The sequence below is a fragment of the Pseudomonas sp. JS3066 genome, from assembly GCF_036328175.1.
In the GTDB taxonomy this organism is placed as follows: Bacteria; Pseudomonadota; Gammaproteobacteria; order Pseudomonadales; family Pseudomonadaceae; genus Metapseudomonas.
The window spans coordinates 2,285,596-2,310,988 of sequence record NZ_CP143312.1 but is presented as its reverse complement, the minus strand read 5'-3'; the positions used below and the strand labels follow the sequence as shown (position 1 = coordinate 2,310,988).

25 protein-coding genes are annotated in these 25,393 nt (G+C 63.7%); 6 read left to right on the top strand and 19 right to left on the bottom strand.

What is annotated here, in order from left to right; all coding sequences use genetic code 11:
* Positions 1 to 63: 63 nt before the first annotated feature.
* The 3 genes from SA496_RS10765 to SA496_RS10755 form a co-directional block, all read right to left on the bottom strand.
* Entirely contained in the window at positions 64 to 942 is an 879-nt protein-coding gene (locus SA496_RS10765; protein WP_330115394.1) for a DMT family transporter, read from the bottom strand.
* 53 nt (positions 943 to 995) lie between these two features.
* Positions 996 to 1,811 carry a sugar phosphate isomerase/epimerase family protein gene (locus SA496_RS10760; RefSeq protein WP_153922470.1) on the bottom strand — a complete coding sequence of 272 codons (816 nt, stop codon included), beginning with the start codon at positions 1,809 to 1,811 and terminating at the stop codon, positions 996 to 998.
* Between the two features lie 239 nt (positions 1,812 to 2,050).
* Positions 2,051 to 2,827, bottom strand: coding sequence for an IclR family transcriptional regulator (locus SA496_RS10755; protein WP_330115393.1), 777 nt, complete (start codon positions 2,825 to 2,827; stop codon positions 2,051 to 2,053).
* 277 nt (positions 2,828 to 3,104) lie between these two features.
* Between SA496_RS10755 and SA496_RS10750 the strand changes: the two genes are divergently transcribed.
* The 4 genes from SA496_RS10750 to SA496_RS10735 all read left to right on the top strand — a co-directional run bounded on the left by SA496_RS10750 (position 3,105) and on the right by SA496_RS10735 (position 7,408).
* Positions 3,105 to 3,275, top strand: coding sequence for a hypothetical protein (locus SA496_RS10750; protein ID WP_153922472.1), 171 nt, complete (start codon positions 3,105 to 3,107; stop codon positions 3,273 to 3,275).
* A gap of 96 nt (positions 3,276 to 3,371) precedes the next feature.
* Positions 3,372 to 4,640: an OprD family porin gene (locus tag SA496_RS10745; RefSeq protein ID WP_442965076.1), complete on the top strand. Its 1,269-nt coding sequence runs from the start codon at positions 3,372 to 3,374 to the stop codon at positions 4,638 to 4,640.
* Between the two features lie 192 nt (positions 4,641 to 4,832).
* Positions 4,833 to 6,551 (top strand): FAD-dependent oxidoreductase, encoded by a 1,719-nt coding sequence (locus tag SA496_RS10740; protein ID WP_330115392.1) that lies wholly within the window; start codon positions 4,833 to 4,835, stop codon positions 6,549 to 6,551.
* A gap of 32 nt (positions 6,552 to 6,583) precedes the next feature.
* On the top strand, positions 6,584 to 7,408 hold the full coding sequence (locus SA496_RS10735) for an aldo/keto reductase (protein ID WP_330115391.1): 825 nt from the start codon (positions 6,584 to 6,586) through the stop codon (positions 7,406 to 7,408).
* 238 nt (positions 7,409 to 7,646) lie between these two features.
* Here SA496_RS10735 and pcaC read toward each other — a convergent pair whose 3' ends face one another.
* The 8 genes from pcaC to SA496_RS10695 all read right to left on the bottom strand — a co-directional run bounded on the left by pcaC (position 7,647) and on the right by SA496_RS10695 (position 15,169).
* Positions 7,647 to 8,042, bottom strand: a complete 396-nt coding sequence (pcaC, locus tag SA496_RS10730) for a 4-carboxymuconolactone decarboxylase (protein ID WP_120651244.1) — start codon at positions 8,040 to 8,042, stop codon at positions 7,647 to 7,649.
* Between the two features lie 86 nt (positions 8,043 to 8,128).
* On the bottom strand, positions 8,129 to 8,917 hold the full coding sequence (gene pcaD / locus SA496_RS10725) for a 3-oxoadipate enol-lactonase (protein ID WP_330115390.1): 789 nt from the start codon (positions 8,915 to 8,917) through the stop codon (positions 8,129 to 8,131).
* 9 nt (positions 8,918 to 8,926) lie between these two features.
* Complete coding sequence (locus tag SA496_RS10720; RefSeq protein WP_153922476.1) at positions 8,927 to 10,288, bottom strand: 3-carboxy-cis,cis-muconate cycloisomerase; 1,362 nt, start codon at positions 10,286 to 10,288, stop codon at positions 8,927 to 8,929.
* Between the two features lie 223 nt (positions 10,289 to 10,511).
* Complete coding sequence (pcaF, locus tag SA496_RS10715; protein WP_120651247.1) at positions 10,512 to 11,717, bottom strand: 3-oxoadipyl-CoA thiolase; 1,206 nt, start codon at positions 11,715 to 11,717, stop codon at positions 10,512 to 10,514.
* Positions 11,714 to 12,496 (bottom strand): CoA-transferase subunit beta, encoded by a 783-nt coding sequence (locus tag SA496_RS10710; RefSeq protein ID WP_120651248.1) that lies wholly within the window; start codon positions 12,494 to 12,496, stop codon positions 11,714 to 11,716. Before SA496_RS10710 ends, pcaF begins: the two co-directional genes overlap by 4 nt.
* Positions 12,496 to 13,344 (bottom strand): CoA transferase subunit A, encoded by an 849-nt coding sequence (locus SA496_RS10705; protein WP_120651249.1) that lies wholly within the window; start codon positions 13,342 to 13,344, stop codon positions 12,496 to 12,498. Before SA496_RS10705 ends, SA496_RS10710 begins: the two co-directional genes overlap by 1 nt.
* 155 nt (positions 13,345 to 13,499) lie before the next feature.
* Positions 13,500 to 14,000, bottom strand: a complete 501-nt coding sequence (locus SA496_RS10700; protein WP_120651250.1) for a VOC family protein — start codon at positions 13,998 to 14,000, stop codon at positions 13,500 to 13,502.
* Positions 14,001 to 14,119: 119 nt separating this feature from the next.
* Positions 14,120 to 15,169: an NAD(P)H-dependent flavin oxidoreductase gene (locus SA496_RS10695; RefSeq protein WP_120651251.1), complete on the bottom strand. Its 1,050-nt coding sequence runs from the start codon at positions 15,167 to 15,169 to the stop codon at positions 14,120 to 14,122.
* 94 nt (positions 15,170 to 15,263) lie between these two features.
* Between SA496_RS10695 and SA496_RS10690 the strand changes: the two genes are divergently transcribed.
* On the top strand, positions 15,264 to 16,127 hold the full coding sequence (locus tag SA496_RS10690) for a LysR substrate-binding domain-containing protein (protein WP_330115389.1): 864 nt from the start codon (positions 15,264 to 15,266) through the stop codon (positions 16,125 to 16,127).
* Positions 16,128 to 16,151: 24 nt separating this feature from the next.
* Here the strand turns inward: SA496_RS10690 and SA496_RS10685 are convergent, their stop codons facing one another.
* The 6 genes from SA496_RS10685 to gorA form a co-directional block, all read right to left on the bottom strand.
* A complete protein-coding gene (locus SA496_RS10685) occupies positions 16,152 to 16,601 on the bottom strand; it encodes a GFA family protein (protein ID WP_120651252.1) in 450 nt (149 codons plus the stop codon).
* A gap of 172 nt (positions 16,602 to 16,773) precedes the next feature.
* On the bottom strand, positions 16,774 to 17,943 hold the full coding sequence (locus tag SA496_RS10680; protein ID WP_120651253.1) for an iron-containing alcohol dehydrogenase: 1,170 nt from the start codon (positions 17,941 to 17,943) through the stop codon (positions 16,774 to 16,776).
* 8 nt (positions 17,944 to 17,951) lie between these two features.
* Positions 17,952 to 19,343 carry an aldehyde dehydrogenase family protein gene (locus SA496_RS10675; RefSeq protein ID WP_153922482.1) on the bottom strand — a complete coding sequence of 464 codons (1,392 nt, stop codon included), beginning with the start codon at positions 19,341 to 19,343 and terminating at the stop codon, positions 17,952 to 17,954.
* 45 nt (positions 19,344 to 19,388) lie between these two features.
* Positions 19,389 to 20,195 carry a dienelactone hydrolase family protein gene (locus SA496_RS10670; protein ID WP_153922484.1) on the bottom strand — a complete coding sequence of 269 codons (807 nt, stop codon included), beginning with the start codon at positions 20,193 to 20,195 and terminating at the stop codon, positions 19,389 to 19,391.
* Positions 20,196 to 20,410: 215 nt separating this feature from the next.
* Positions 20,411 to 21,034 carry a trimeric intracellular cation channel family protein gene (locus SA496_RS10665; protein ID WP_120651256.1) on the bottom strand — a complete coding sequence of 208 codons (624 nt, stop codon included), beginning with the start codon at positions 21,032 to 21,034 and terminating at the stop codon, positions 20,411 to 20,413.
* A gap of 6 nt (positions 21,035 to 21,040) precedes the next feature.
* Entirely contained in the window at positions 21,041 to 22,399 is a 1,359-nt protein-coding gene (gorA, locus tag SA496_RS10660) for a glutathione-disulfide reductase (RefSeq protein WP_120651257.1), read from the bottom strand.
* 94 nt (positions 22,400 to 22,493) lie between these two features.
* Between gorA and SA496_RS10655 the strand changes: the two genes are divergently transcribed.
* The gene (locus tag SA496_RS10655; RefSeq protein ID WP_120651258.1) at positions 22,494 to 22,916 is read left to right on the top strand and encodes a VOC family protein; all 423 of its coding nucleotides are present in this window, start codon (positions 22,494 to 22,496) and stop codon (positions 22,914 to 22,916) included.
* 209 nt (positions 22,917 to 23,125) lie between these two features.
* Here the strand turns inward: SA496_RS10655 and galU are convergent, their stop codons facing one another.
* Positions 23,126 to 23,965, bottom strand: a complete 840-nt coding sequence (gene galU, locus SA496_RS10650) for a UTP--glucose-1-phosphate uridylyltransferase GalU (protein WP_028628025.1) — start codon at positions 23,963 to 23,965, stop codon at positions 23,126 to 23,128.
* A 47-nt stretch (positions 23,966 to 24,012) separates the two neighbouring features.
* Positions 24,013 to 25,374, bottom strand: a complete 1,362-nt coding sequence (locus SA496_RS10645; protein ID WP_330115388.1) for a UDP-glucose dehydrogenase family protein — start codon at positions 25,372 to 25,374, stop codon at positions 24,013 to 24,015.
* Positions 25,375 to 25,393: the final 19 nt, after the last annotated feature.

Below are 25,393 nucleotides of genomic sequence, written 5' to 3'. Positions count from 1 at the left end.
CGGCACATCCTGCGGCTTGCGCCCCTCTCCCTTTGGGAGAGGGGCTGGGAACTTGCAGCGGACTCAACCCTTGCGCTGCATCCACGCCGCACCCAATCCGCTCAGACAGATGATGGCGATGCCCACCAGGCTGGTCGTATCGGGTGTATGGGAGAAGATCAGGAAGCCCAGCATGCCGGCGAAGACGATCTGGCAGTAACCGAACGGTGCCAGCAAGGCCGGTGCCGCTACGCGGAAAGCCTGGGTCAGCAACAGGTGCGCGGTCATCCCCGCGCCACCCAGCGCGAGCATCAGCAAGCCATGCCCCAGGCTCGGCACCTGCCAGAAGAACGGCACCAGCGCGCTCATTACCAGGTTGTTGCACAGGCCGGCGAAGAAGTTGCTGGTGGTCGGGCTATCGTGGGCGGCCACCTTGCGTGTGAGGACCTGGTAGAAGCAGAACCCCAGCGCCGAACAGAATGGAAACAGGATGGCCGGCGTGAACAGCTCGCCACCGGGATGCACCACCACCAGCACGCCGACGAATCCCATTACCACCGCCCCCCATTGGCCAACGGTAACCTTCTCCTTTAGCAGCGGCACCGACAGCGCGGTGACCAACACCGGTGCAAGGAAGTTGACCGCCGTCGCCTCGGCCAGGGGTATGTATTGCAGCCCGGCAGTGAACAGCAGGCTGGTGCTGAGCAGGCTCAACGCGCGCAATACCTGCAACACCGGGCGCCTGGTCCGCAGCACGCGCAGGCCAGCCTGGGGCAGGAAGATTCCGGCCATCAGCAGCGTGTGCACCAGGTAGCGAGCCCAGACGACCATGACGACCGGATAAAGGCCGCCGAGGAACTTGGACAGGGCGTCGTGCCCGGCAAAGAGGAAAGTGGCCAGCACCACCAGCAGGATGCCCCGCAGCGGTTGGTTGGCTCCGGATAGAGGGGCAATCGTGCTCATGGGTTGCTCAAGAAAAGAACGCGACCCAGCCCGGCCGCGCGAAGGGTTAAATCTCAAAGGTGTTCGTGTAGCGCCCGCGCCTTGTCCAACGCCATCTGTGCACGCGCCTGGGCGCTGACGCCCTGCTCCATCAGCTGGCGCGTGGGGATTTCCAGGCTGAGGGGAATATCCGCCGGCAAGGTCCGCAGCAAGCCGATCAGGTCACTGTCTCCATCGCCAGGGAAACGACGCTCGTTGCGCGCCTGGCGGAGGATCTCGTCCATGTCGTCCGGACGCGGACCCGCTACGTCGCAGAGCTGGGCATAGCGCAAACGTGCGGGCGCCACCCTGGCCAAGTCTTCAAGGCGTGAGGCCGAGCGGTTGAAGTGGAAGGCATCCACCAGCACAGCACCGTTGTCCCGGCCAGCCGCCTCGACGATACGCAGGGCCTGGGCGAGGTCGCGTGCGTCGGTCCAGGGCATGAACTCCAGGCTCGGATGAATCCCAAAGCGCGCAGCCAGGTCACAGAAGGCGGCGAAGTTGTCGGTCAGGCGCGCCTCGTCACCATCGTTCCCGGCAACCAGGACTTCTGTAGCGCCGAACTCAGCCCCCGCGGCGAGTACCGGTTCAAAGTCGGCCACGCGGGTTTCCGCCTTGAGCCGAAGGATCTCGATGTCCATCACTTGCACGCCTGTATCACGCAAGCGATCTCGGGTCTGACGGCGCAACCCCGCATCGGCCATTAGCGGGAAGTGGTACTCCTCGGGTGTGGCCGGCACCAGCCGCAGACCGACATGGCTGTAGCCGGCACGGGCGGCCACTTCCACCATTTCAGGCGGCGACAGTTCGAGGACGGTGAGTGCGGCGAGGGAGAAAACTCGGTCAGTCATGTTCTTCTCGGAATCCAGTTCCACAATTTGACTTGCGTTATTTAGAACCTCGTTCCAAATAATCTCAAGAAGAAAATTCGACCGACTGACGAAAGCAGGATTCGCGAAGATTTTGGGGTGGTGCACGAAACTGGCAGGGGCGATTTCAATCGCCAAGCAGCCCAACGGGCTGCCCTGCTGAACGAGGCAGGGCAGCTGCGCCGCCCCTGGCGAATGAATTCGCCCCTACAGTGATGCGATCAGACGAAAAATTCCGACGCCTGACTTGCTGCGGTGAGCTCTTCCACCGCTGCCAGGAGCAGCGGCGCGACCTCATGCATACGCGCTTCCGGCAGGCGCGCCGTGGGGCCGGCGACACTGAGCACACCGATGGGCCTGGCGCTACGCGGATCGCGCACGACCGCAGCCAGGGCCGACATGCCCACCGAGGAGCTTTCCACCACCCAGGCATAACCATGCTCACGCGCCAGGCGCAGGCGCTCCAGCAACTCGATGTTGGAGCGCGGAGCATTGGGGCCGAAATCCTTTGCATCGGCCACGCCCTGGCTTTCCACCAGTACCAATGCTTCGGCATCGCTCAGGCTGGCCAGCCAGGCATGGCCGGAGGCTGTGTAGAACAGCGGCGCATCGCGGCCCATATCAGGGTCATAACGCAGGCCGGAACGCGCGCCCTGGGACTTGACGATCCAGGTCAGGCGGTCGCCATCGATCACCCCCAGGCGCACCAGCTCACCGGTTTCCTGGGCCAGGCGGTCGAGGATTGGCTGGACGATATCCGCACCGCTGCTGGCCAGGTAACGGAACGCCATGGCCACCAGCCGGGTGGACAGCTGATAGCGACTGTTCTCCTGGTTCTGACGCACATAACCGAGGCGGATCAGCTCGGCCAGCATGCGGTGGGTCGCACTCTTGGGAATCTGCAACTCGTCGGCAAGGGTCTGCATCGGCAGGCCGCGCGGGTCGCTGGTGAGGCGTTCGAGCAGGTTGAAGGCGCGTTCTATCTGGCTACCGGCCATGGGGCGTGGATCCTCAGGAATGTCCGCCGATTCTAGAAGACATCGCCTCATTTACGAAACCTGGAACCGCGGCACGGGATTCCCACATATCGACACCATAAATGTACGGAATGGTTAGTTTTCGTTCGATGATCGAACGAAAGCGCTTTCAGCCGATTGAACGCAAGGCTGGCGGATTTCACTATCGGTCCCATGTGCGAGGCGTTGCCGCAACCAGCCTGCGATCTCAGCGACGCCTCGCCTCTTACCGACATAAATACAAGAAAGGTCGACCACAATGCTCCAGCCGCATACCCAGAATGCCTCGTCGCCCATTTCCGGGCCGTCCTTCGATTGCGCTTCGCCTTTCGCCTCCGTTGCCCTGGTCCAGCTGGCCAGCGGTGAAGGTCTGGGCGATCGACTGCAACGCTGCTTCGCACGCCTGATCGAGCGCCGCAAAGCCCGCTGACGCCGCCGCAATGCCAACCCTGAGCTGTATTCGCGCAAGCGCCGCGAAGGGGCTTTTGCGCACCCGAAAACAACAATCACAGAGGCAAGAACGAGCATGAATTCCACCCGCCGCCGGGCCCAATCCTTTGTCCCATGCATCCTCGCCGCAGCCGTTACCCTGGCCGCGCTGCCCGCCATGGCTGCCGATGAACATGGCTTCGTGGAGGACGCCACGGCCACGCTGAACCTGCGCAACTACTACATCAACCGCAATTTCGTGAACCCGACCTACCCGCAAGGCAAGGCCGAGGAATGGACGCAAAGCTTCATCCTCGATGCCAAGTCCGGGTTCACCGACGGGCCGGTGGGTTTCGGCGTCGACATGCTCGGCCTGCTTTCGGTAAAACTCGACGGCGGCAAGGGTACCCGCGGCACCCAACTGCTGCCGGTGCATGACGATGGTCGCCCCGCCGATGACTTCGGCCGCCTGGCGGTGGCCGGCAAGATGCGCGTGTCGAAGACCGAGCTGAAGGTCGGCGAGTGGATGCCGGTGCTGCCGATCCTGCGTTCCGACGACGGCCGTTCCCTGCCGCAAACTTTCCAGGGTGGCCAGGTGACCTCCCAGGAGATCGACGGCCTGACCCTCTACGGCGGTCAGTTCCGCCAGAACAGCCCGCGCAACGACGCGAGCCTGGAAGACATGTCCATGAACGGCCGCGCCGCCTTCACCTCGGACCGCTTCAACTTCGCCGGCGGCGAATACACCTTCAACGAGAAACGCACCCTGGTCGGTCTGTGGTACGCCGAGCTGGAAGACATCTACCAGCAGCAGTACCTGCAGGTGCTGCACAGCCAGCCGGTGGGCGACTGGACCCTGGGCGCCAACCTCGGCTACTTCAACGGCAAGGAGAACGGCAATGCCCTGGCTGGCGACCTCGACAACCGCACCTGGTCCGCCCTGCTGTCTGCCAAGTACGGCGGCAACACCTTCTACGTCGGCCTGCAGAAAGTGAGCGGCGACGATGCCTGGATGCGCGTCAACGGCACCAGCGGTGGCACCCTCGCCAACGACAGCTACAACTCCAGCTATGACAACGCCAAGGAGAAATCCTGGCAGGTCCGCCACGACTACAACTTCGCCGCCGTCGGTATCCCCGGCCTGACCCTGATGAACCGCTACATCAGCGGCGACAACGTGCATGTCGGCACCGTCACAGACGGTAAGGAATGGGGGCGTGAGACCGAACTGGGCTACACCGTGCAGAGCGGTGCATTCAAGGCGCTCAACGTGCGCTGGCGCAACGCGAGCATCCGACGCGACTTCAGTAACAACGAGTTCGACGAGAACCGTCTGATCATCAGCTATCCGCTGTCGATTCTCTGATCCTTTGGTAAGCGTGCTTTGACTCCCTCAGCCCGCCATCTGGCGGGCTTTTTTATGGATTGCGATTCCCGCTCTAGTGGCACATCCGATTTCCGTTCGCTGACCGGCCACTTGCGTAGCCCCGGGCTTGGTCCCTGAAAAGAGCAATATTAGAATACGGAACACAGTTCCAGTATTTGAGGTTCATTTGAAATGCGTGCCACAAGCCCTGCTCCAAACCGCCTCGATTGCGATCTGCTGGTCATTGGCTCAGGCGCCGCAGGCCTTGCCGCCGCCGTCACCGCCGCCCATCACGGCCAGAAAGTGATTCTCGTGGAGAAGGAACCTGTGTTCGGCGGCGCCACCGCGTGGTCCGGCGGCTGGATGTGGGTACCACGCAATCCGTTGGCCCGGCGCGCGGGAATCGAAGAGGACATCGAGCAGCCACGCACCTACCTGCGCAACGAACTGGGCGAGCACTTCCGACCGGAACTGGTGGACGCCTTCCTCGAAGCCTGCCCGGAAATGGTCGGTTTCTTCGAGCAGCACACCGCGCTGCAATTCGTCGACGGCAACGGGATTCCAGACATGCACGGGGATACTCCCGGAGCCGCCAGCGGAGGCCATCAGGTCATCGCCGCTCCCTATGACGCCCGAGAAGTCGGCAACCTGTTGCCACGCCTGCGCAGGACCATGCGCGAAACATCCTTCCTGGGCATGCCGATCATGGCGGGCACCGACCTGGCCGCATTCCTCGGGATGACCCGCTCGCTGCGCGCTTTCGCTCATGTGACGCGGCGCTTCCTCACTCACCTCTATCACCTGGCCCGTTACGGCCGAGCCATGCACCTGGTGAACGGCGTGGCGCTGGTTGCTCGCCTGGCCAGGTCCGCCAACGGCCTTGGCGTGCAACTGATGGAGTCGGCACCTGCGCGCCGACTGATAGTTGAAGACGGCAGCGTTCGCGGTGCGGTGGTCGAACGCCATGGCCTCGAGGTCTTCATCCGCGCCGGGGCCGTGGTGCTGGCGGCGGGCGGCTTCCCCAACGACCCGGTACGCCGCAAGGCCATGTTCCCCCGCGATACCAGTGGCCATGACAACCTTGCCCTGCCCCCGCAATCCTGCTCCGGCGACGGCCTGCGTCTGGGTGAGTCCGCCGGTGGAGTGGTTGCCGACGACCTGCGCTCCCCCGTGGCCTGGGCGCCGGTATCCAGGGTGCCCTACCCCAACGGCACCTTCGGCCACTTTCCCCACATCATCGATCGCGGCAAACCCGGCATCATCGGCGTGCTCAAAAACGGCAAGCGGTTCGTCAACGAAGCTGGCGGCTACTACGACTATGTCGATGCCATGAACAAGGCTGTTGCGGAGGACGAGGAGAGCTGTTCCTGGCTGATCTGCGACCATCGGTTCCAGCGCCGCTACGGACTGGGCTTCGCCCGCCCCGCGCCACTGCCGCTCTGGCCGCACTTGCGCAATGGCTACCTCAAGCGCGGCAGGACCTTGGTCGAGCTGGCGCAGACCTGTGGCATCGACCCGGCAGGACTGACCACCAGCGTGGCCGCTTTCAACCACCATGCCCGCCGAGGCGAGGACCCGGAGTTCGGGCGCGGCAGCACCGCCTTCAACCGTCGCAGCGGCGACGCCCTGCACCAGGGCCCCAACCCCTGCGTGGCACCGATCGAGCACGGCCCTTTCTATGCAGTGAAGGTCCAGCCCGGCTGCTTTGGCACCTTCGCCGGCCTGCGCACCGATGGCCAGGCTCGGGTGCTGGATGAGAACGGTCAGACGATTCCAGGGCTCTATGCAGCAGGCACCGACATGGCAAGCGTGCTGGGCGGGCATTACCCGTCAGGCGGAATCAACCTGGGCCCGGCCATGACCTTCGGCTACATCGCTGGCCTTCATGCCGCGGGCGCCACCATTCAATGAGAAAGCCTCAACCCACGAACAAGGAGTCATCCATGCGGAACATCACCACCGCTCAAGGACTGAACATGCCCCAACTCGGCCTCGGTACCTGGCCCATGACGGGCGAGGAATGCACCCGTGCCGTGCGCCAGGCTCTGGAGCTGGGCTACCGCCACATCGACACCGCGCCCGCGTATGAGAACGAGGCAGCCGTCGGGGAGGCCCTGCGTCTGAGCGATGTACCCCGCGAGTCCATCCATCTGACCACCAAGGTCTGGTGGGACAAGTTGCAGCCGGCCGCCATGCGTCAGTCGCTGGAGGACAGCCTGCGTGCCCTGGGTACCGAGCAGGTGGACCTGTTCCTGATCCACTGGCCGGCCAGGGACTGGGATTTGCGGCGCAGCATCGAAACCCTGGTGGCCCTGCGCGATGAAGGCAAGGCACGCTGCATCGGCGTTGCCAACTTCCCCCTGGGCCTGCTGCGCCAAGTGGTGGATGACCTTGGCGCACCGCTGTCAGCCATCCAGGTGGAGTACCACGTGATGCTCGACCAGCAGTGCCTGCTGGACTATGCCCGCAGCAAAGGCCTGGCATTGACCGCCTATACCCCGCTCGCGCGCGGCCTGGCGGCGGACCAGGCCTCGATTCGGCAGATCGCCGAAAAACACGGCGTCCTTCCCAGCCAGGTGGCACTGAAGTGGCTGCTGGAACAGGAAGGCGTCGCCGCCATTCCGAAGGCTTCCAGCATTGCGAATCAGCAGTCGAACCTGGATGCCCTCAAGGTGCAGCTCGACGATGAGGACCGCGCCCTGATCGCTGCCCTGCCGAAGGACACGCGCGTCGTAAGCCCTGACTTCGCGCCGGAGTGGGATACCTGATAGCGGGCCGCGTAGGGGCAACTGCGTCGCCCTTGGCAACTGCGTCGCCCTTGGCGAATGAATTCGCCCCTACAACGTAACGACCGGAGCGCTCTATTTGTGGGAGCGGTTTCAACCGCGATGCAGGCAGAATGGCTGCCGTCAGTTCGCGAATGAATTCGCTCCCCAGACGCATTGATGCCCAATAAAAAACGCCGCCCGGATGCGTGGTCCGGGCGGCGTTTTCGTCTCGCGCAGATCAGCCTTGCAGCGATTCCACGCCCAGCTCATCCCACACGGCTTCAGCCAGGTGGAAGGTGGCATTGGCTGCGGGGATGCCGCAGTAGATGGCGCTCTGCATGATCACTTCCTTGATCTCGTCGCGGGTCACGCCATTGTTCTTCGCAGCGCGCAGGTGGAGCTTCAGCTCACCCTCGCGATTCATGCCGATGAGCATGGCGATAGTGACCAGACTGCGGGTGTGGCGCGGCAGGCCGGGGCGGGTCCAGATATCGCCCCAGGCATGGCGGGTGATCATTTCCTGGAACTCTTCGTTGAACGGCGTGAGGCTCTGCAGGCTGCGGTCCACGTGGGCGTCACCCAGCACCGCGCGGCGCACCTTCATGCCAGCTTCGTAACGTTCTTTCTCGTCCATCTTTACGTCCTCGAATGTGGACCGTAGGAGCGAGCTCTGCTCGCGAATAACGCTTTCGCGAGCAGAGCTCGCTCCTACATCAATTGTCAGGCAGCAAGGAAAGCCAGCACGCGCTGGCTGAACGCATCACCAGCCTGCACGTTCGACAGGTGGGCTGCATGGAACTCCACCAGCTCGGCGCCGGTGATGCGCTCTTGCATGAAGCGGCCGTGCTCGGTGGTGGTCACCGGGTCGCCACTGCCACAGACGATCAGAGTCGGCGCACTAATGCTGCCAAGCTGCTCGCGGTAGTCGGCATCACGTACGGCGGCGCAGTTGGCGGCGTAACCCTCAGGCGAGGTTTGCGCCAGCATGCCGACAATGGGTTCGACCTTGGCAGGCTGCGCCTCGGCGAAATCCGGGGTAAACCAGCGGGAAATCGAAGCATCGCGCAGATCACGCATGGCCTGGGCGCCGCCAGAAAGGACTGTGTCGATGCGCGGGTTCCAGACTTCCGGGCTGCCGATCTTGGCGGCCGTGTTGCACAGCACCAGGCGCTCGATGCGCTCGGGAGCATTGATAGCCAGCCACTGGCCGATCAGGCCACCCATGGACAAGCCACAGAAATACGCTTTCTCGATATCCAGGGAATCCAGCAGGTCGAGCACATCACGGCCCAGTTGCTCGATGCTGTAGGGACCTTCGCTGACCAGGGACTTGCCGTGGCCACGGGTGTCATAGCGCAGCACCTGGAAGTGCTTGGTGAAAGCCGGGATCTGGGCATCCCACATGTGCAGGTCGGTGCCCAGGGAGTTGGACAGCACCAGCACCGGCGCACCGGCCGGGCCTTCGAGGAGGTAGTTCAGGTCGCCATCGGCGAGACGTACGGCAGGCATGCAAATCTCCTAGCGCGAAAATGCGTTGTGTTCGGCCAGAGCGCGGTCCACCCAGCGGCGGGCCTGGCCAAGGTAATGGGCCGGGTCGAGCAGGCGGTCCAGCTCGGCGGCAGAAAGCTGTGCGCTGATTTCGGCATTGGCGCCGAGTACAGCACGTAGATGAGCGCCCTCCTTCACAGCCTGGCGGCAGCACTGCTCCACCAGGTGATGAGCCGCGTCGCGACCGATGCGCTGGGCCAGGGCAATGCTCACGGCTTCGGCCAGCACCAGGCCCTGGGTCAGGTCGAGGTTGCGGCGCATGCGTGCGGCATCCACTTCCAGGCCAGGCACCACCAGCAACGCTTGCTGCAGGGCACCGGAAACCAGGCAGCAGAGTTCGGGCAGTGTTTCCCATTCGGCATGCCACAGACCAAGACTGCGCTCGTGCTCCTGGGGCATGGCGGCGAACATCGTGGACACCAGGCCCGGTGCGCGCGTAGCGGCGCCGATCAGCACGGCGGCACTCACTGGATTGCGCTTGTGCGGCATGGTGGACGAACCGCCCTTGCCCGGCGCGGAGGGTTCGAAGACTTCGCCTGCTTCGGTCTGCATCAGCAGGCTGAGGTCACGGCCCAGCTTTCCCAGGCTGCCGGCGATCAGTCCGAGCAGGCTGGCGAACTCCACCAGGCGATCACGCTGGGTGTGCCAAGGCTGGTCGGGCAGGTTCAGGTCCAGCTCGCGGGCCAGGGCCTCGGCAACAGGCCAGGCCTGCTCGCCCAGGGCGGCGAGACTGCCGGACGCACCGCCGAACTGCAGGCAGAACAAACGCGGCTTGAGTTCAGCCAGGCGTTGACGATGACGGGTTACCGCACCCAGCACGCCAGCCAGCTTCATGCCGAGGGTGACGGGAGTGGCCTGCTGCAGCCATGTACGGCCGGCCAGCGGGGTGTCGGCGAAGCGTTCAGCCTGCACGGCCAGGGCCTGGGCCAGGCCGGCAAGGTCCTGCTCCAGCAGCTCGGCGGCGGCGCGCAGTTGCAGCACCAGACCGCTGTCCATGGCGTCCTGGCTGGTAGCCCCCAGGTGCACGAAGCGTTCGGCTTCCGTGCTTTGGGCGGCCACGCGCTTGCCCAGCGCCTTGACCAGAGGGATGGCGGAGTTGCCAGCCGTGGTGATGGCCAGGGCCAGTGCAGAGTAGTCGTAGAGTTTGGCGCTGCAGGCCGCCTCGATGGGCGCCACAGAGTCGCCGGGGATCAGGCCGACGCTCGCCTCGGCGCGCGCCAATGCGGCCTCGAAGTCCAGCATGCCCTGCACACGTCCCCGGTCGGAGAACACCGCACGCATGGCGGGCTGGGTGAAATAGGCGTCGAAGAGTTGGTTGCTCGGGCTGTTCAAGCCAGTGCTCCGGAAATCGGGATGGTGTTTCGTTTTATAGCAGCCGGCCCCGAGAGGCCAGTGATTGCCGTGCAAGGTGGGCTGAAGCCCACCTTACAGGCATTCACAGGCGTAGCGAGCGCAGGCAGGTCGGGGGCGACCAGCGCGCAGCAACCGGAATGTACTTCTGTACATGAGGATTGCGAGCACTGCCCAACCCCGAGATGCCAAGCGCTGTAGCCTGTCAGACCCGCTCGATGGCCAGGGCGAGGCCTTGGCCCACCCCCACGCACATGGTCGCCAGGCCCAGCTTGCCGCCGGATTTCTCCAGCTGGTGCAGGGCGGTCTGGACCAGACGCGCACCGCTGGCACCCAGAGGGTGGCCGAGGGCGATGGCGCCGCCGTTGGGGTTGACCTTCTCGCTGTCGTCGGCGATGCCGAGTTCACGCATGACGGCCAGGCCCTGTGCGGCGAAGGCTTCGTTCAGTTCGATCACATCGAAGTCGCCGATGGCCAGGTTAAGGCGCTCCATCAGCTTGCGCACGGCGGGAACCGGGCCGATGCCCATGACGCGCGGCGCTACGCCAGCGCTGGCCATGCCGAGCACTTTCGCGCGCGGAGTCAGGCCGTGCTTCTTCACCGCCTCAGCGGAAGCCAGGATCAGCGCCACGGCACCGTCGTTCACGCCCGAGGCGTTGCCGGCGGTGACAGTCTTGCCTTCGCCATTGACCGGCTTCAGCTTGGCCAGGGCTTCGAGGGTGGTGTCCGGACGCAGGTGCTCGTCCTGGTCGACTACCGTTTCGCTCTTCTTGCCCTTGATTACCACCGGGACGATCTCTTCGGCGAAGAAGCCTGCAGCCTGGGCGCGACCGGCGCGCTGCTGGCTACGTACAGAGAACAGGTCCTGGTCTTCACGGGAGACCTGGTAGTCATCGGCCACGTTGTCCGCGGTTTGCGGCATGGCATCGACGCCGTACTGGGCCTTCATCAGCGGGTTGATGAAGCGCCAGCCGATGGTGGTGTCTTCGATCTTCTGGGTGCGACCGAAGGCGCTGTCGGCCTTGCCCATCACATAAGGTGCACGGGACATGGATTCCACGCCGCCAGCGATGGCCAGTTCCATCTCACCCGAGGCGATGGCGCGGAAGGCGGTGCCCACGGCGTCCATGCCCGAGGCGCACAGGCGATTCAGGGTCACACCCGGCACGCTGTCCGGCAGGCCGGCCAGCAGAAGCGCCATGCGCGCCACGTTACGGTTGTCTTCGCCGGCCTGGTTGGCGCAGCCGAGGAACACCTCATCCAGCAGATCCCATTTCACTTGGGGGTTGCGCTCCACCAGGGCCTTGATCGGGATGGCAGCCAGATCGTCGGCGCGTACCGGCGCCAGCGAGCCGCCGAAGCGGCCGATGGGCGTGCGAATGGCGTCGCAGATGTAGACCTCGCGACTCATTCCTCACCGCCTTGCTGGCCGTGGGCAGCAGCGGTGCGAGCTTCCAGGGCGCGCAGCGCGGTCAGCTCGGTTTCGTTGGGGGCCAGGGTCTCGGAAACGTCGGCGGCGAAGCGAATGGCCCAGCCGGTGTTCTCGATGACCTGCTCGCGGGTCACGCCCGGGTGCAGCGAGGTGACGATGAATTCGTTGGTACCGGCTTCCGGCTCCATGATGCAGAGGTCGGTAATCAGCGCCACCGGACCTTTGCCGGGCAAGCCCAGCTGCTTGCGGTGGTCACCGCCTTCACCGTGGCCGACGGAGGTGATGAAGGCCAGCTTATCGACGAAAGTGCGGTGGGACTGCTTGAGGATGATCAGCACTTCCTTGGCGGAACCGGCGATTTCCGGAGCACCGCCAGCGCCAGGCAGACGCACTTTCGGGCTGTTGTAGTCGCCGATCACGGTGGTGTTGATGTTGCCGAAGCGGTCGACCTGGGCGGCACCGAGGAAGCCGACGTCGATACGGCCGCCTTGCAGCCAGTAACGGAAGATTTCACCGGTGGGCACTACGGTGTCAGCGGTTTCGGCCAGCTCGCCGTCACCGATGGACAGCGGCAGCACGGTCGGCTTGGCGCCGATGGGGCCGGACTCATAGATCAGCACCACGTCCGGGGACGAGGTCAGGCGCGCCAGGTTGGCGGCCTTGGACGGCAGGCCAATGCCAACAAAGCAGACGGCGCCATTCTTCAGGCGGCGGGCAGCCGCCACGGTCATCATTTCATTGGTGGTATAGGCGCTCATCACTTGGCCTCCGCAATCTTGGCTTGGAACTCGGCGAAATCGGCAGTGCCACGGATGTACTCATCGATCCAGGCAGTGAAGGTTTCGCGGTTGCGGGCGATCGGGTCCCAGGCCTGGTAGAAGCGGTTGTCGCGCTCGTAGTAACCGTGGGCGTAGGACGGATGGGCACCACCAGGCACATGGCAAACAGCGGTCAGGGCCCAGGTGGGCAGGACGCAGGCGTTCATCGGCGCGTTCAGGTCGTCGACAATTTCTTCGACGGTGACGATGCAACGCTTGGCTGCAAGGGCCGCCTCCTTCTGCACGCCGAGGATGCCCCAGAGCAGCACGTTGCCCTTGCGGTCGGCCTTCTGCGCATGGATCACAGTCACGTCCGGACGAACCGACGGGACCGCCGCCAGTTGCTCACCGGTGAACGGGCACTGGATGAACTTGATGTTCGGGTTGACCTTCGGCAGGTCGGAACCGGCATACGCACGCAGCACGGCGAACGGCAGGCCAGAGGCACCGGCCACATAGGAGTTGGCCAGGTCGGCGTGGCTGTGTTCGTCGATCTCCAGGGCATTCGGCCACTGCTTCTCTACGGCGTCACGCAGGCGGTGTAGCGAGCCCACGCCGGGGTTGCCGCCCCAGGAGAAGGTCAGCTTGCGGGTGCAGCCGGCGCCGATCAGCAGGTCATAGACCAGGTCAGGGGTCATGCGCACCACGTGCAGGTCTTTCTTGCCCTGACGGATGATTTCGTGGGAAGCGGCAGTAGGAATCAGGTGGGTGAAGCCCTCGAGGGCTACCTTGTCGCCGTCGTTGATGAAACGCTCGACGGCTTCGCGGAGGGAAATGATTTCAGCCATGGTCGATCTCGTGTTGTTATCCAGGGCGTTTAGGGCGCCGGGTGAGGAAAAAGTACTCCCCGTCCCCACCCTGGACAATCCGATAATCGACTATTCGTGCGGTTATCGAACGGATGTGTATGTTGCTACCGAATCCGTTCCCGGCCGCAGCGACCTCAACCGTCGAAAGCCTTTTTCAATGCCGCGATATCCAGTTTCTTCATCTGCATCATCGCTGCGAAGGCACGCTGCGAAGGCGCCGACAGCGAGTCCTCGAGCATTTCAAGCATGGCGATGGGCACCACCTGCCAGGACAGACCGAAGCGGTCCTTGAGCCAGCCGCACTGCTGGGCATTCGGGTCACCACCGGCGGAAAGCCGGTCCCAGTAGTAGTCCAGTTCTTCCTGGTCATCGCAGTGGATCTGAAAGGACACAGCCTCATTGAAGGTGAATACCGGGCCGCCATTCAGAGCAGTGAAGCGCTGGCCGTCCAGTTCGAAGTCCACGGTGAGTACAGACCCCGGCTCCCTGCCATGGACATCCCTGCCCGCCTCGCCATAACGACTGATGGTCGCGATCTTCGAATTGGGAAAGATGCCGATGTAGAAGTTGGCGGCAGCCTCAGCCTGGTCGTCGAACCACAGGCACGGGACGATGGTGTGAATCCGCTTGCTCATGATGCACCTCCTGCTGGGGTGGGATGACGATAGACGATCATCCCCTGGTCGATCGGCGAGCTGTCGGATAGACAGACCCGCCCCGCAGCCGACCGACGGGTACCAGGACGAAGCCTGCCTCAGCCGTGCATCTCCTCAACCAACACCTTCACCAACTCCGCAGCCGGCATCTCCCGCGCCAGCGGTGCGCCCTGCCCGGCCCACTGAACGGCGAAATCGTTGCAGCCCCTGGTGCTGGCCGCGGCATGCAGGGCCTTGGCGGCATCGTAGGTATTCGGATAGTCCGGCAGGGCCGGAGCATCCGGGGTATCGAGGTCCGTCCAGAGACGATTGACCATGCCACGGGCCGGGCGACCGGAAATGGCGGCGGTAATGCGCGTCTGGCGGGCGCGATCACTCTTCAGCGCAGCGCGATACGCGGCGTTGGCTGCGGACTCGGGACATGGCACGAAGGCAGTGCCCAACTGCGCCCCCTGAGCCCCCAGTGCCATGACGGCGCGGATGCCCTGCCCGTCCATGATGCCGCCGGCGGCGATTACCGGCAGCCGGGAGTGGCGAGCAATGAGCCGCACAAGCGCCAGGGTGCCTATTCCGTCATCACCTTTTTCCGGCTCGAACACACCACGATGGCCGCCCGCCTCCACACCTTGGGCGACTATGGCATCGACCCCGGCCGCCTCTACCAGGCGCGCCTCTTCCAGGCTGGTGGCGCTGGCCAGCAAGCGGATGCCTGCACCCTTCAGCGCGTCGATCCAGTCCTGCGGCGGTAGTCCGAAGTGAAAGCTGACCACGGCCGGGCGCTCGTCGAGCAATAGCTGCGCCATCTCGGGGTCGCCAAGGAAGCTCTTGTAGATCTCGCGAATACCCGCCGGCGGTTCGGCGTCGAACTCGCTGAACAAAGGCCGCAGGTGTTCCAGCCAGGCTGCCTCACGCTGGGCATCGGATACGGCCGGACGGTGGCAGAACAGGTTGACGTTGAAGGGCCTGCTGGTCAGGGCACGGGTTTCCACGAACATGGCGCGGGCCTGGGCCGGGGTGCTGGCACCGATACCGATGGAGCCCAGTGCGCCGGCATTGGAAACGGCGGCGGCCAGGGCCGGGGTGGAAACGCCCACCATGGGGGCCTGGATGATGGGATGCTCGATGCCGAGCAGATGAGCAATGGACATGGCGCAGCGACTCCTTGGCACGTGAAAGCCTGGCCAATCTATCTTAAATGGAGAATAATTTTAAGCATTCATTCTCGTATAGAGATCAATGGCCATGGATCTATCCAGCCTGGAGATATTCCGCGCGGTTGCCCTGGAATGCAGCGTCACCCGTGCCGCGCAGCGATTGCAGCGGGCGCAGTCCAACGTCACCACGCGAATCCGTCAGTTGGAGGAAGAGCTGGGCACCGCGCTGTTCCTCCGCGATGGCAAGCGCATGACCCTGACTGATCGGGGCCAGGCCTTCCTCGATTACAGCGAGCGGCTGCTGGCCCTGGCTGATGAAGCGCGCCAGGCCATGCACCCGCTGCAACCTGCCGGTCGCCTGCGCCTGGGCACCATGGAGAGCACTGCTGCCAGTCGCCTGCCCGAGCCACTCGCGGACTTCCACGGTCAGTGCCCCGAGGTGGAGCTGGAGGTGAGTACTGGCACCAGTCAGGCGCTGGTGGAAGGCGTTCAGGCACGCCGCCTCGATTGCGCCCTGGTGGCCTGGCCCAGGGAAGAGGAGGAAGTTGCCGCGATGGGGCTGGAAGCGCAGCCGGTTTTCCTGGAGGAGTTGCTGCTGGTCTTGCCAGCCGGCCACCCGCCGGTAGAAGGACCATCCGATGTGCGGGTGCGGGGGCTAGCGGGATTCGCCGAGGGCTGCACGTATCGGCAGATCGCCGAGAACTGGTTGTCCGGCGAAAGCCGCCCACTGCCAAAGGTGCAGCAGGTGGGCTCCTACCACGCCATCCTCGCCTGCGTGTCGGCTGGCTCCTGCGTCGGCATCCTGCCGCGCTCGGTGCTGGAGTTGCAGCGCGAACCTCCGCTACTACGACAATTCCCCCTCATGCAGGTAGAAACCCTGCTGGTCTGGCGCCAGGGCTATTCCACGGCCGCCTTCGAGGCATTTCGCCGGGTACTGTCCAGCATCGACTGAACGCGTGCTGCCGTGGCCCGAGAATCAGGACTCCACGGGGGCGCCACTGTCTCCCCAGCCCTGGTGGCGCGGCAGGCCATCGTCCGGCAGGGTCAGGAGCGGATGCTTGGAGCGCACGAACACGTAGCGGTCCGGTTTGCCGCCAGGGTCGGCGTCGCGGTCCAGCGTCGGTATGTGCACCAGTTCGAAGTCGGGAAAGCTGTCCACGTGCAGGTACATGTGGCAACCGCATTCGGAACAGAAGTAACGGTGGCAGGTGGACTTGGAGTGATAGCACTTCAGCTTGTCGGCATTGTCGGTAATCCGGAAGGCGCTGCGGTCCACAACCGCAATGATCGCCATGGCGCCACCGCAGATGTCGGTGCAGTCGGTGCACAGGCAGTAATGCACCTCCGCGGGCCTGGCGGTGTATTCGTAACGCACCGGGTTGTTGTCGCACCGGCAGCCACCGACCGCCCTGAATGACTCGGTCATGTCAGTTCTCCCATCGAGGTTGAATCCACACGGCGCCGCACCGTGCCGGCGTGCACCGGCGAGGGTCTGGTTCGTGAACGTGGGGAGAACGCCGGAAGTGTGTCCCGGAGCGGGCCTGGGCCCGCGTGGGCACGGATCAGGTGGACCTCACCGCTGCATTGATCAGATTAGTTCAGAGCCGACCGTGCAGCGCCTTCTCGAAGATGCGGCTGTACGCCTGGGCGTCGTACTGGACCGGATTGGTGCCAGCGGACGGATCGACCTCGGCCATGCGCCCGACCTGCTCCACTCGCTTATCGTCGATGCCGATTTCACTCAGGCTATGGGGGATATCCAGTTCGCTGCGCAGATCCACCACCCAGTCGAGCACACCGGCAAAACCTGCCTTGGGCAGGCCGAGGTAACGCGCAAGCCTTGCCATGGCCCCTTCGATGTGGGTTCGGTTAGCCTGCAGCACGTAAGGCATCAGTACGGCATTGAGCAAGCCGTGATGGGCGTCGTACAGCGCGCCGAGGGGATGGGCCAGGGCATGCATGGCGCCAAGGCCGCGCTGGAATGCAGTGGCGCCCATGCTTGAAGCCACCAGCATCTGCAGCCGCGCCTCGACATCGCTCCCCCGCGAGGTCGCCCGTGGCAGATAGTCCTTGACCAGGCGCATGCCTTCCAGGGCAATACCGGCGGCCATTGGGTGATAGAGCGGTGAGCAGTAGGCTTCCAGGCTGTGGGACAGGGCATCCATGCCAGTCGCTGCAGTGATATGAGGCGGCAGTCCAACGGTGAGTTCGGGGTCGAGGATGACGATGGCCGGCAGCATCCGGGCATGGAAGATGATCCGCTTGATATGCGCCTGGTCGTCGGTGATGACCGCCGCACGGCCAACTTCGGAGCCGGTACCGGCCGTGGTCGGCACGGCAACCACCGGGGCCATGCCGGCCACGTTGACGCGCGAGGCGTTGTCGCCGATGTCCTCGTAGTCCCAGAGCGGGCGATCCTGCCCCACCATCAGGGCAATGGCCTTGCCCGCATCCAGCGCCGAGCCACCGCCGAACGCGATCACCCCGTCATGGCGCCCAGCCTTGAACGCAGCTACGCCATCCATCACGTTCGGCCCGGTAGGGTTGCCCTTGATCTGATGGAACAGCCCGGCCGTGAGGCCCGCATCGCGACATTGGCGCAAGGCCGAGTCGATCATCGGCAGCGCTGCAAGCCCCGGGTCGGTGACCAGCAGCGGCGCCTGCATACCGAGCTCCCGGCAAGCGGCGCTCAACTCCTTGATGCGACCGACACCGACTCGCACCGACGTCGGGTAGTTCCAGTTCATGCGGAAGTGGCTCGGGTCCATGGCGCGCCTCACAGGCTGTTCTTGAAATGGAAGGACTTCGGCCGGGTCAGGTGTTCGTAGCCCACCCGCGACAGGGTGCAGCCGCGCCCGGATTGCTTGACGCCGGTCCAGGCCAGGGCCGGGTCCAGGTAGTCGCAGCGGTTGAGGAAGACAGTCCCCGCCTCGACCCGATCGGCCAGTTCCAGGGCAGCGGCTTCATCCTTGCTGAAGATTGCGGCGGTCAGGCCATAAGGGCTGTCGTTCATCAGCGCCAGTGCCTCGTCGTCGTCGCGCACTTTCTGGATGCCCACCACCGGACCGAAGGATTCCTCGTTCATCACCCGCATGCCATGGTGGACGTCAGTGAGCACCTGCGGTGCCAGGTAGGCGCTGCCGGGCTGGTCCAGGGCAAACGCGGCTGGATCGAGATGGGCTCTCGCACCCTGCCCCACTGCCTCGCGTATCTGGGCCCGGACGAACTCCGCCGCTTCGCTGCGCACCAGCGGCCCCAGGGTGGTTTCCGGGTCGTCGGAGCGGCCCAGCCGATATTGCCCCACCAGCTCAACGGCCTGCTCGACGAAGGCATCGTAGAGATCGGTATGCACGTAGATGCGCTCGATGCCACAGCAAGACTGCCCGGAATTGAAGAAAGCGCCGTCGATGGCGGTCTCCACGGCGTGGCCGAGATCTGCGTCCGCGCGCACGTAGGCTGGGTCCTTGCCACCCAATTCCAGACCGCAACTGATGAAGCGCCCGGCCGCCGCCCGTTCGACCATGGCACCGCCCTCCACCGAGCCGGTGAAGGCCACGTGGCGAACCGGCTCGGCCTGGATCAGTTGCTCCGTGTCACTGTGAGTCAGGTGAAGGTATTGCAGCACGCCCTCCGGCAGGCCAGCTTCGGCGAATGCCTCGGTCATGCGTTCGGCACAGAGCGGTGTTTGCGCGGAGTGCTTGAGCAGCACGCAATTGCCCGCCAGCAAGGCCGGGACCACTGCGTTCACGGCCGTCAGGTAGGGGTAATTCCAGGGCGCGATGACCAGCGCCAGCCCCAGCGGCTCGCGGCGGATCAACCGGGTGAAGCCAGGTTTGTCCGGCAGGCGGATATCGGCCAAAGCCTCTTCTGCGATATCAGCCATGTAGGAGGCGCGCTCAACGAAGCCACGGATTTCCCCCGGCGCGTAGCGGATTGGCCGCCCCATCATCCAGCAAAGCTCTTCGGCCAGCTGTGCCTCACGGGCAGCGAACGCAGCAATGGCACGGCGAGTGATCGCAACCCGTTCGGCCGCTGGCGTGCCCTTCCAGGTATCACGCGCGAACTCGGCCAGCTCCAGCGCCGCCGCGATCTCTGTCGATGAGGCCCAGGGGCGCTCGACGTAGATCGAACCATCAATGGGTGAGCGGGTCTGCAGCATCTTGCTCATGGGACAGCTCCCTTGGTTGCCTACCTTTCAAGCCTAGCCAACGCACTACTGGCCAAGGGTTTCCTTGAACAACGCCTGCATGTCGGCCCAGGAGTTCTCGTCAGCCACCTCGTTGTAGCCGAGATCCGGACCTTTCTCGCTGCCATGCCCGGCATGGCTCAGGCGGTCGGCATCGGGATTGGTGAAGCTGTGCTTGGCCTTCGGCTGGATCACCACACGGTAGTCCGCCTTGGCGTTATCGAACTCTTCCTTGAACGTCGTGACCGAGGCCATGGGCACCAGGGTGTCATTCTCGCCATGCTCCACCAGCACCTTGGCCTTGACCGCGCCCGGTTTGGCGGCTGACGTGGCGGCCAGTACACCGTGAAAACTGACTACAGCGGCCAGCGGCACGCCTTCGCGTGCCATATCCAGCACCACCTTGCCGCCAAAGCAGTAGCCGATGGCGGCCAGCTTGTCGGGATCGGTCTGCGGCTGGGCCTTGAGCAGGTCGAGGCCTGTCAGGAAGCGTGCCTTGGCCGCCGGCGCACTGGCCAGGGCGGCCTGCATGAAGGCCTGGGCATCGGCCGGATGCTCTGTGTTCTTGCCATCGCCATACATATCAATGGCCAGGGCGCTGTAGCCGAGCGCAGCGAGATCACGGGCGCGGCGCTTGGCATAGTCGTTCAGCCCCCACCATTCGTGGACCACGATCACCCCGGGCCGTTTACCGACGACGGCATCGTCATAGGCGTAGTAGCCAACCAGGGACGTGCCATCCGGGCCCTTGTAGGGAATTTCACTGGTTTTGATTTCGGCCTGGACGAGGCTGGCGCCGAGGAGCAGCGCAAACAGGAGCGCAAATCTGGACATGCAGTTTTCCTCCAACCTGAAGTGGTGAGAAACAACTGCATCCAGTGTCGCGGGTTTGTCGGATTTCGCCAGCGTTCCCTGAAAGGATCCGTGTTGAATGCGAATTGTGGGGGTATCTCGAGTCGTGCCACGGGCTTGCAGGAGCGAGGGCGACGCCAAGTTCTTGCTCGCGAAAACTCCGGCACGATCTTCGCGAGCAAGCTCGCTCCTACACGTCAGTCTCGGTCGAGCAGATGGAAACGCGGCAACCGAAGCTTCCAGTGGATGGCCGCCAGACGAATCAGCAGAACCACCAGCATGGCCGCCGCGGTCACCAGCCACCCCGGCAGCGCCACCTCGCGCAGGCCAAGGAAGACGAGGGAGCCGGCGATGCAGGCGATTGCATAGATCTCCTTCTGGAAGATCAGCGGCACCTCATTGCAGATGATGTCCCGCAGTACGCCACCGCCCACACCGGTAATCACCCCCATGATCACCGCCGTGCCTGGCTGCAGGTTGTGCTGCAGGGCGACCTCGGTGCCATACACGGTGAAAACCGCGAGGCCGAAGGCGTCTGCAATCAGCAATCCGGCTTCGTTGATCGGTTGCGTCAGGCGCACCCAGATAACCGTACCCAGCGCGGCCAGGGACGCCACCAGGATGTAGGTATCGTCACGAATCCAGCTCACCGGGTGGTTGCCGAGGATAACGTCCCGCAAGGTGCCGCCACCCAGAGCAGTGATGATGGCGATAACCAGCACACCGAAAAGGTCCATGGACTTGCGCCCCGCCATCAGGGCACCGGTAATGGCGAAGACCGCTACGCCGAACAGGTCGGACAGATAGAAGAGTTGCTCCATTCGGCGTCAGGCGCCGACCGGTGAACGCATGGTGACGAACTCTTCGGCGGCAGTCGGGTGCACACCGATGGTTTCGTCGAAGATGCGCTTGGTAGCGCCTGCCTTCAGCGCAACGGCCAGGCCTTGGACGATCTCGCCCGCCTCCGGACCGACCATGTGGCAACCGAGAACACGATCGGTCTCGGCATCCACCACCAACTTCATCAGCGTGCGCTCCTGGTTCTCCGTCAGGGTCAGCTTCATGGGCCGGAAGCGGCTCTCGAAGACCTTGACCTTGTGGCCCTTGGTGCGTGCCTGCTGCTCGGTCAGGCCGACAGTGCCGATATTGGGCAGGCTGAACACGGCGGTGGGAATGTGTTCGTAGTCCACCGGGCGGTATTCCTCGGGCCTGAACAGGCGACGGGCCACGGCCATGCCTTCGGCCAGCGCGACCGGAGTGAGCTGCACGCGGCCGATCACATCACCCAGGGCCAGAATGGAGGGCTCGGCGGTCTGGAACTCGTCATCCACCTTGATGAAGCCACGCGAGTCGAGTTCGACGCAGGTGTTCTCCAGGCCCAGGTTGTCGAGCATCGGGCGCCGGCCGGTGGCATAGAAGACACAATCGGTCTCCAGGTGGCGGCCGTCCTTCAGCGTCGCAAGCAGGCTGCCGTCAGGCTGCCGCTCGATGCGGGCGATGTCAGAATTGAATTGCAGGTTCATCCCCTTCCTGCCCAGCTCATCGCGCAGGTGGTTGCGCACGCTATCGTCGAAGCCACGCAGGAAGAGTTCGCCGCGATAGAGCAAGGATGTCTGCGCACCCATGCCGTGAAAAATCGATGCGAACTCGACGGCGATATAGCCACCGCCTACCACCAGTACGCGCTTGGGCAGTCGTTCGAGGAAGAAGGCTTCGTTGGAGCTGATGGCCAGTTCGCGGCCGGGAATGTCCGGGATCTGCGGCCAGCCGCCGGTTGCGACCAGAATGTTCTTTGCTGTGCATCGCTGGCCAGCCACCTCTACGGTGTGTGGGTCCACCAGCTTGGCGTGACCTTCCAGCAAGGTGACACCACTGTTGACCAGCAGGTTTCGATAGATGCCATTGAGGCGGTGGATCTCGCGATTCTTGTTGGTGATCAGGGTCTGCCAGTCGAAGTCGGCCTCATCGAGGTTCCAACCGAATCCCTTGGCCTGCTCGAAGTCCTCGGCGAAATGTGCACCGTAGACCAGCAGCTTCTTCGGCACGCAGCCGACGTTGACGCAAGTGCCGCCGAGATAACGGCTCTCGGCTATGGCAACGCGGGCCCCGAAGCCTGCGGCGAAACGGGCGGCACGCACACCGCCGGAACCGGCACCTATGACGAAGAGGTCGAAGTCGTAAGCCATGGCAAATCTCCAGAAACAAGCCGCCAGCATACCGGAAGATCTGTCTCTGACCAGTTACCGGGCCTATTCTTGAAGCATCAAAAAGGAGGTTCCCATGCGCCCCACTCTCACCCATGTGGCCCTGCATGTACCGGAGCTGGAAGCCTGCATTCGCTTCTATGCGGACTTCTGCGGAATGCGCGTGATCCACGAGCGCGCAGGCAAGGGTTCGAAGATCGTCTGGATGGCCGAACCCGGCAAGGAACACCAGTTCATCTTCGTGATAATGCCCGGCGGCCAGGACCGCCATCTCGCCGCTGACGACTACAGCCACTTCGGTTTCGCGGTAGACAGCCGGGAACGGGTCGACGCCATCGCCGTCCAGGCCGAAGCCGCCGGCTGCTTGATCTGGCCCCCTCGCGACGAGCCCTATCCCGTTGGCTACTACTGCGGCCTGCGCGACCCGGCGGGCAACTATGTGGAGTTCAGCTACGGCCAGCCATTGGGACCGGGATCGGAGGCCTTGCCGATTCCCTAGAGTGCGCTGTGGGCAACGTTCACGACCCTTGTGAGGGCGTTTTCAATCGCCATGCGGACTGCAGGTTCATCCTTCAACTGCCGAGGGGCAGCTGCGCTGCCCTAGGCGAGTGAATTCGCCCCCACAGGAAAACCGATCCCGGTATTGGCGTCCTGCGCCCGAAATGAAAAAGGCCGCCCGAAGGCGGCCTTTTCGTTGGCATGGCCCGATCAGTAGGCCTTGCCAGTCTTGTACAGATTCTCGAAGCAGTAGTTGGTAGCTTCGATGTAGCCTTCCGCACCACCGCAGTCGAAACGCTTGCCCTTGAACTTGTAGGCCAGCACGCAACCGTCCTGGGCCTGTTTCATCAGGGCGTCGGTGATCTGGATTTCACCACCCTTGCCCGGCTCGGTCTGCTCGATGAGATCGAAGATGTCCGGGGTCAGGATGTAGCGGCCAATGATTGCCAGGTTGGACGGGGCGTCTTCCGGCTTGGGCTTCTCCACCATGCTGTTCACACGGAAGATATCGTCACGGATCATCTCGCCGGCGATCACGCCGTACTTGGAGGTTTCCTCGCGCGGCACTTCCTGGATGGCGACGATGGAGCAGCGGAACTGGTTGTACAGCTTGACCATCTGCGTCAGTACGCCGTCACCTTCCAGGTTAAGGCAGAGGTCGTCGGCCAGGACCACGGCGAAGGGTTCGTCACCGATCAGCGGACGACCGCTGAGAATGGCGTGACCCAGGCCTTTCATTTCAACCTGGCGGGTGTAGGAGAAGCTGCATTCGTCGATCAGGCGACGGATGCCGACCAGGTACTTCTCCTTGTCGGTGCCCTTGATCTGGTGTTCCAGCTCATAGCTGATGTCGAAATGGTCTTCGAGGGCGCGCTTGCCACGACCAGTCACGATGGAGATTTCGCTCAGGCCAGCGTCCAGGGCCTCTTCAACGCCGTACTGGATCAGCGGTTTGTTCACCACTGGCAGCATTTCCTTGGGCATCGCCTTGGTGGCCGGCAGGAATCGGGTACCGTAACCGGCGGCGGGGAACAGGCATTTCTTGATCATTTCGATCCTTTGGGGTGGGTGTTATGGCGAATTGCCGCGCAGTCTAATCAGGCGGCACTCGCCTTACAATGCCCGCTTGCGGGCCGTCCTATGCCGCGATAGAGGAACCCCGCTTCGACCAGTTGCGCCGGCTCGTAGAGATTGCGTCCATCAAAGATCACGGGCATGCGCATAAGACCACGAATTCGCTCGAAGTTCGGTTGGCGGAACTGCTTCCACTCGGTGACCAGCACCAACGCATCGGCACCTTCAGCCGCGCTATAGGGCGAGTCCAGCAAGCGCAGCTGCCCCGACTCCACCGCTTTCGGATAGCGCGCAGCGACCCCGGCATTGGCCACCGGATCATGGGCCTGTACCCGCGCACCGGACTGCAGCAGGGCATCCAGCAATACCAGACTGGGCGCTTCGCGCAGGTCGTCTGTACCCGGCTTGAAGGCCAGCCCCCAGAGCGCAACCACCCTGCCCTGCAGGAATCCATTGAAATGCTCACGCACCGTCTGGAACAACAGAGTCTTCTGCAGCGCGTTACGCGCCTCCACGGCGCGCAGGATGCCGGGCTCCATACCTTCCTGTTCAGCAGTACGGATCAGCGCGCGCACATCCTTGGGAAAGCAGGAACCGCCGTAGCCACAACCCGCATAAATGAAGTGGGTGCCGATGCGTCTGTCACTGCCGATCCCGCGGCGCACATCCTCGATGTCCACGCCAAGCCGCGCGCAAATACCCGCCATCTCGTTCATGAAAGAAATCTTGGTGGCGAGAAAGGCATTGGCGGCGTACTTGGTGAACTCTGCCGCACGCACGCCCATGGCGAGCACGCGCTCATGGTTACGCAGGAAAGGCGCATAGAGGCGACGCAGTTGCTCACTGGAACCAGGATGATCGCAGCCAATGATGACCCGGTCCGGGCGCATGAAATCATCAATGGCAGAGCCTTCCTTGAGAAACTCCGGATTGCTCGCCACCTGCACCCGGAATTCGAGGCCACGAGCCGAGAGACCGATATGGATACGCTGCGCAACCCGCTCTGCCGTCCCCACGGGTACAGTGGATTTGTCCACCACGATGCACGGATGCCTGAGAACCAAGCCAAGCTCATCGGCCACGGCGAGCACATGGGACAAGTCAGCCGAACCGTCTTCGCCGCTGGGAGTGCCAACGGCAATAAAAATGATGTCGGCTTGCCGGGCGCCCTCTTCCAGTTGCGCGGTGAAACTCAGCAGGCCGCTGGCGAGATGCGCCTGGAGCATGGACTCCAGACCAGGTTCATAGATCGGCACCTGGCCACTCGCCAGGCGCGCCAGGCGGCACGGGTCTCGCTCCACGCAGATGACCTGGTTGCCCATCTCGGCAAAACAGGTTGCCGTCACCAAGCCCACATAACCCGCACCAATCACGCATAGCCGCATGGATAGCCCTCCACCTGTG

Coding starts and splice junctions, on each gene's coding strand:
- SA496_RS10745 (WP_442965076.1), top strand. CDS start 3,372: ATGAATTCCACCCGCCGCCGGGCCCAATCCTTTGTCCCATGCATCCTC.
- SA496_RS10680 (WP_120651253.1), bottom strand. CDS start 17,943: ATGGACCCGAGCCACTTCCGCATGAACTGGAACTACCCGACGTCGGTG.
- SA496_RS10695 (WP_120651251.1), bottom strand. CDS start 15,169: ATGTCCATTGCTCATCTGCTCGGCATCGAGCATCCCATCATCCAGGCC.
- galU (WP_028628025.1), bottom strand. CDS start 23,965: ATGATCAAGAAATGCCTGTTCCCCGCCGCCGGTTACGGTACCCGATTC.
- SA496_RS10765 (WP_330115394.1), bottom strand. CDS start 942: ATGAGCACGATTGCCCCTCTATCCGGAGCCAACCAACCGCTGCGGGGC.
- gorA (WP_120651257.1), bottom strand. CDS start 22,399: ATGGCTTACGACTTCGACCTCTTCGTCATAGGTGCCGGTTCCGGCGGT.
- SA496_RS10755 (WP_330115393.1), bottom strand. CDS start 2,827: ATGGCCGGTAGCCAGATAGAACGCGCCTTCAACCTGCTCGAACGCCTC.
- SA496_RS10670 (WP_153922484.1), bottom strand. CDS start 20,195: ATGTCCAGATTTGCGCTCCTGTTTGCGCTGCTCCTCGGCGCCAGCCTC.
- SA496_RS10645 (WP_330115388.1), bottom strand. CDS start 25,374: ATGCGGCTATGCGTGATTGGTGCGGGTTATGTGGGCTTGGTGACGGCA.
- SA496_RS10690 (WP_330115389.1), top strand. CDS start 15,264: ATGGATCTATCCAGCCTGGAGATATTCCGCGCGGTTGCCCTGGAATGC.
- SA496_RS10705 (WP_120651249.1), bottom strand. CDS start 13,344: ATGGCTGAAATCATTTCCCTCCGCGAAGCCGTCGAGCGTTTCATCAAC.
- SA496_RS10675 (WP_153922482.1), bottom strand. CDS start 19,343: ATGAGCAAGATGCTGCAGACCCGCTCACCCATTGATGGTTCGATCTAC.
- SA496_RS10760 (WP_153922470.1), bottom strand. CDS start 1,811: ATGACTGACCGAGTTTTCTCCCTCGCCGCACTCACCGTCCTCGAACTG.
- SA496_RS10685 (WP_120651252.1), bottom strand. CDS start 16,601: ATGACCGAGTCATTCAGGGCGGTCGGTGGCTGCCGGTGCGACAACAAC.
- SA496_RS10735 (WP_330115391.1), top strand. CDS start 6,584: ATGCGGAACATCACCACCGCTCAAGGACTGAACATGCCCCAACTCGGC.
- SA496_RS10655 (WP_120651258.1), top strand. CDS start 22,494: ATGCGCCCCACTCTCACCCATGTGGCCCTGCATGTACCGGAGCTGGAA.
- pcaD (WP_330115390.1), bottom strand. CDS start 8,917: ATGCCTGCCGTACGTCTCGCCGATGGCGACCTGAACTACCTCCTCGAA.
- pcaC (WP_120651244.1), bottom strand. CDS start 8,042: ATGGACGAGAAAGAACGTTACGAAGCTGGCATGAAGGTGCGCCGCGCG.
- pcaF (WP_120651247.1), bottom strand. CDS start 11,717: ATGAGTCGCGAGGTCTACATCTGCGACGCCATTCGCACGCCCATCGGC.
- SA496_RS10750 (WP_153922472.1), top strand. CDS start 3,105: ATGCTCCAGCCGCATACCCAGAATGCCTCGTCGCCCATTTCCGGGCCG.
- SA496_RS10710 (WP_120651248.1), bottom strand. CDS start 12,496: ATGAGCGCCTATACCACCAATGAAATGATGACCGTGGCGGCTGCCCGC.
- SA496_RS10700 (WP_120651250.1), bottom strand. CDS start 14,000: ATGAGCAAGCGGATTCACACCATCGTCCCGTGCCTGTGGTTCGACGAC.
- SA496_RS10740 (WP_330115392.1), top strand. CDS start 4,833: ATGCGTGCCACAAGCCCTGCTCCAAACCGCCTCGATTGCGATCTGCTG.
- SA496_RS10665 (WP_120651256.1), bottom strand. CDS start 21,034: ATGGAGCAACTCTTCTATCTGTCCGACCTGTTCGGCGTAGCGGTCTTC.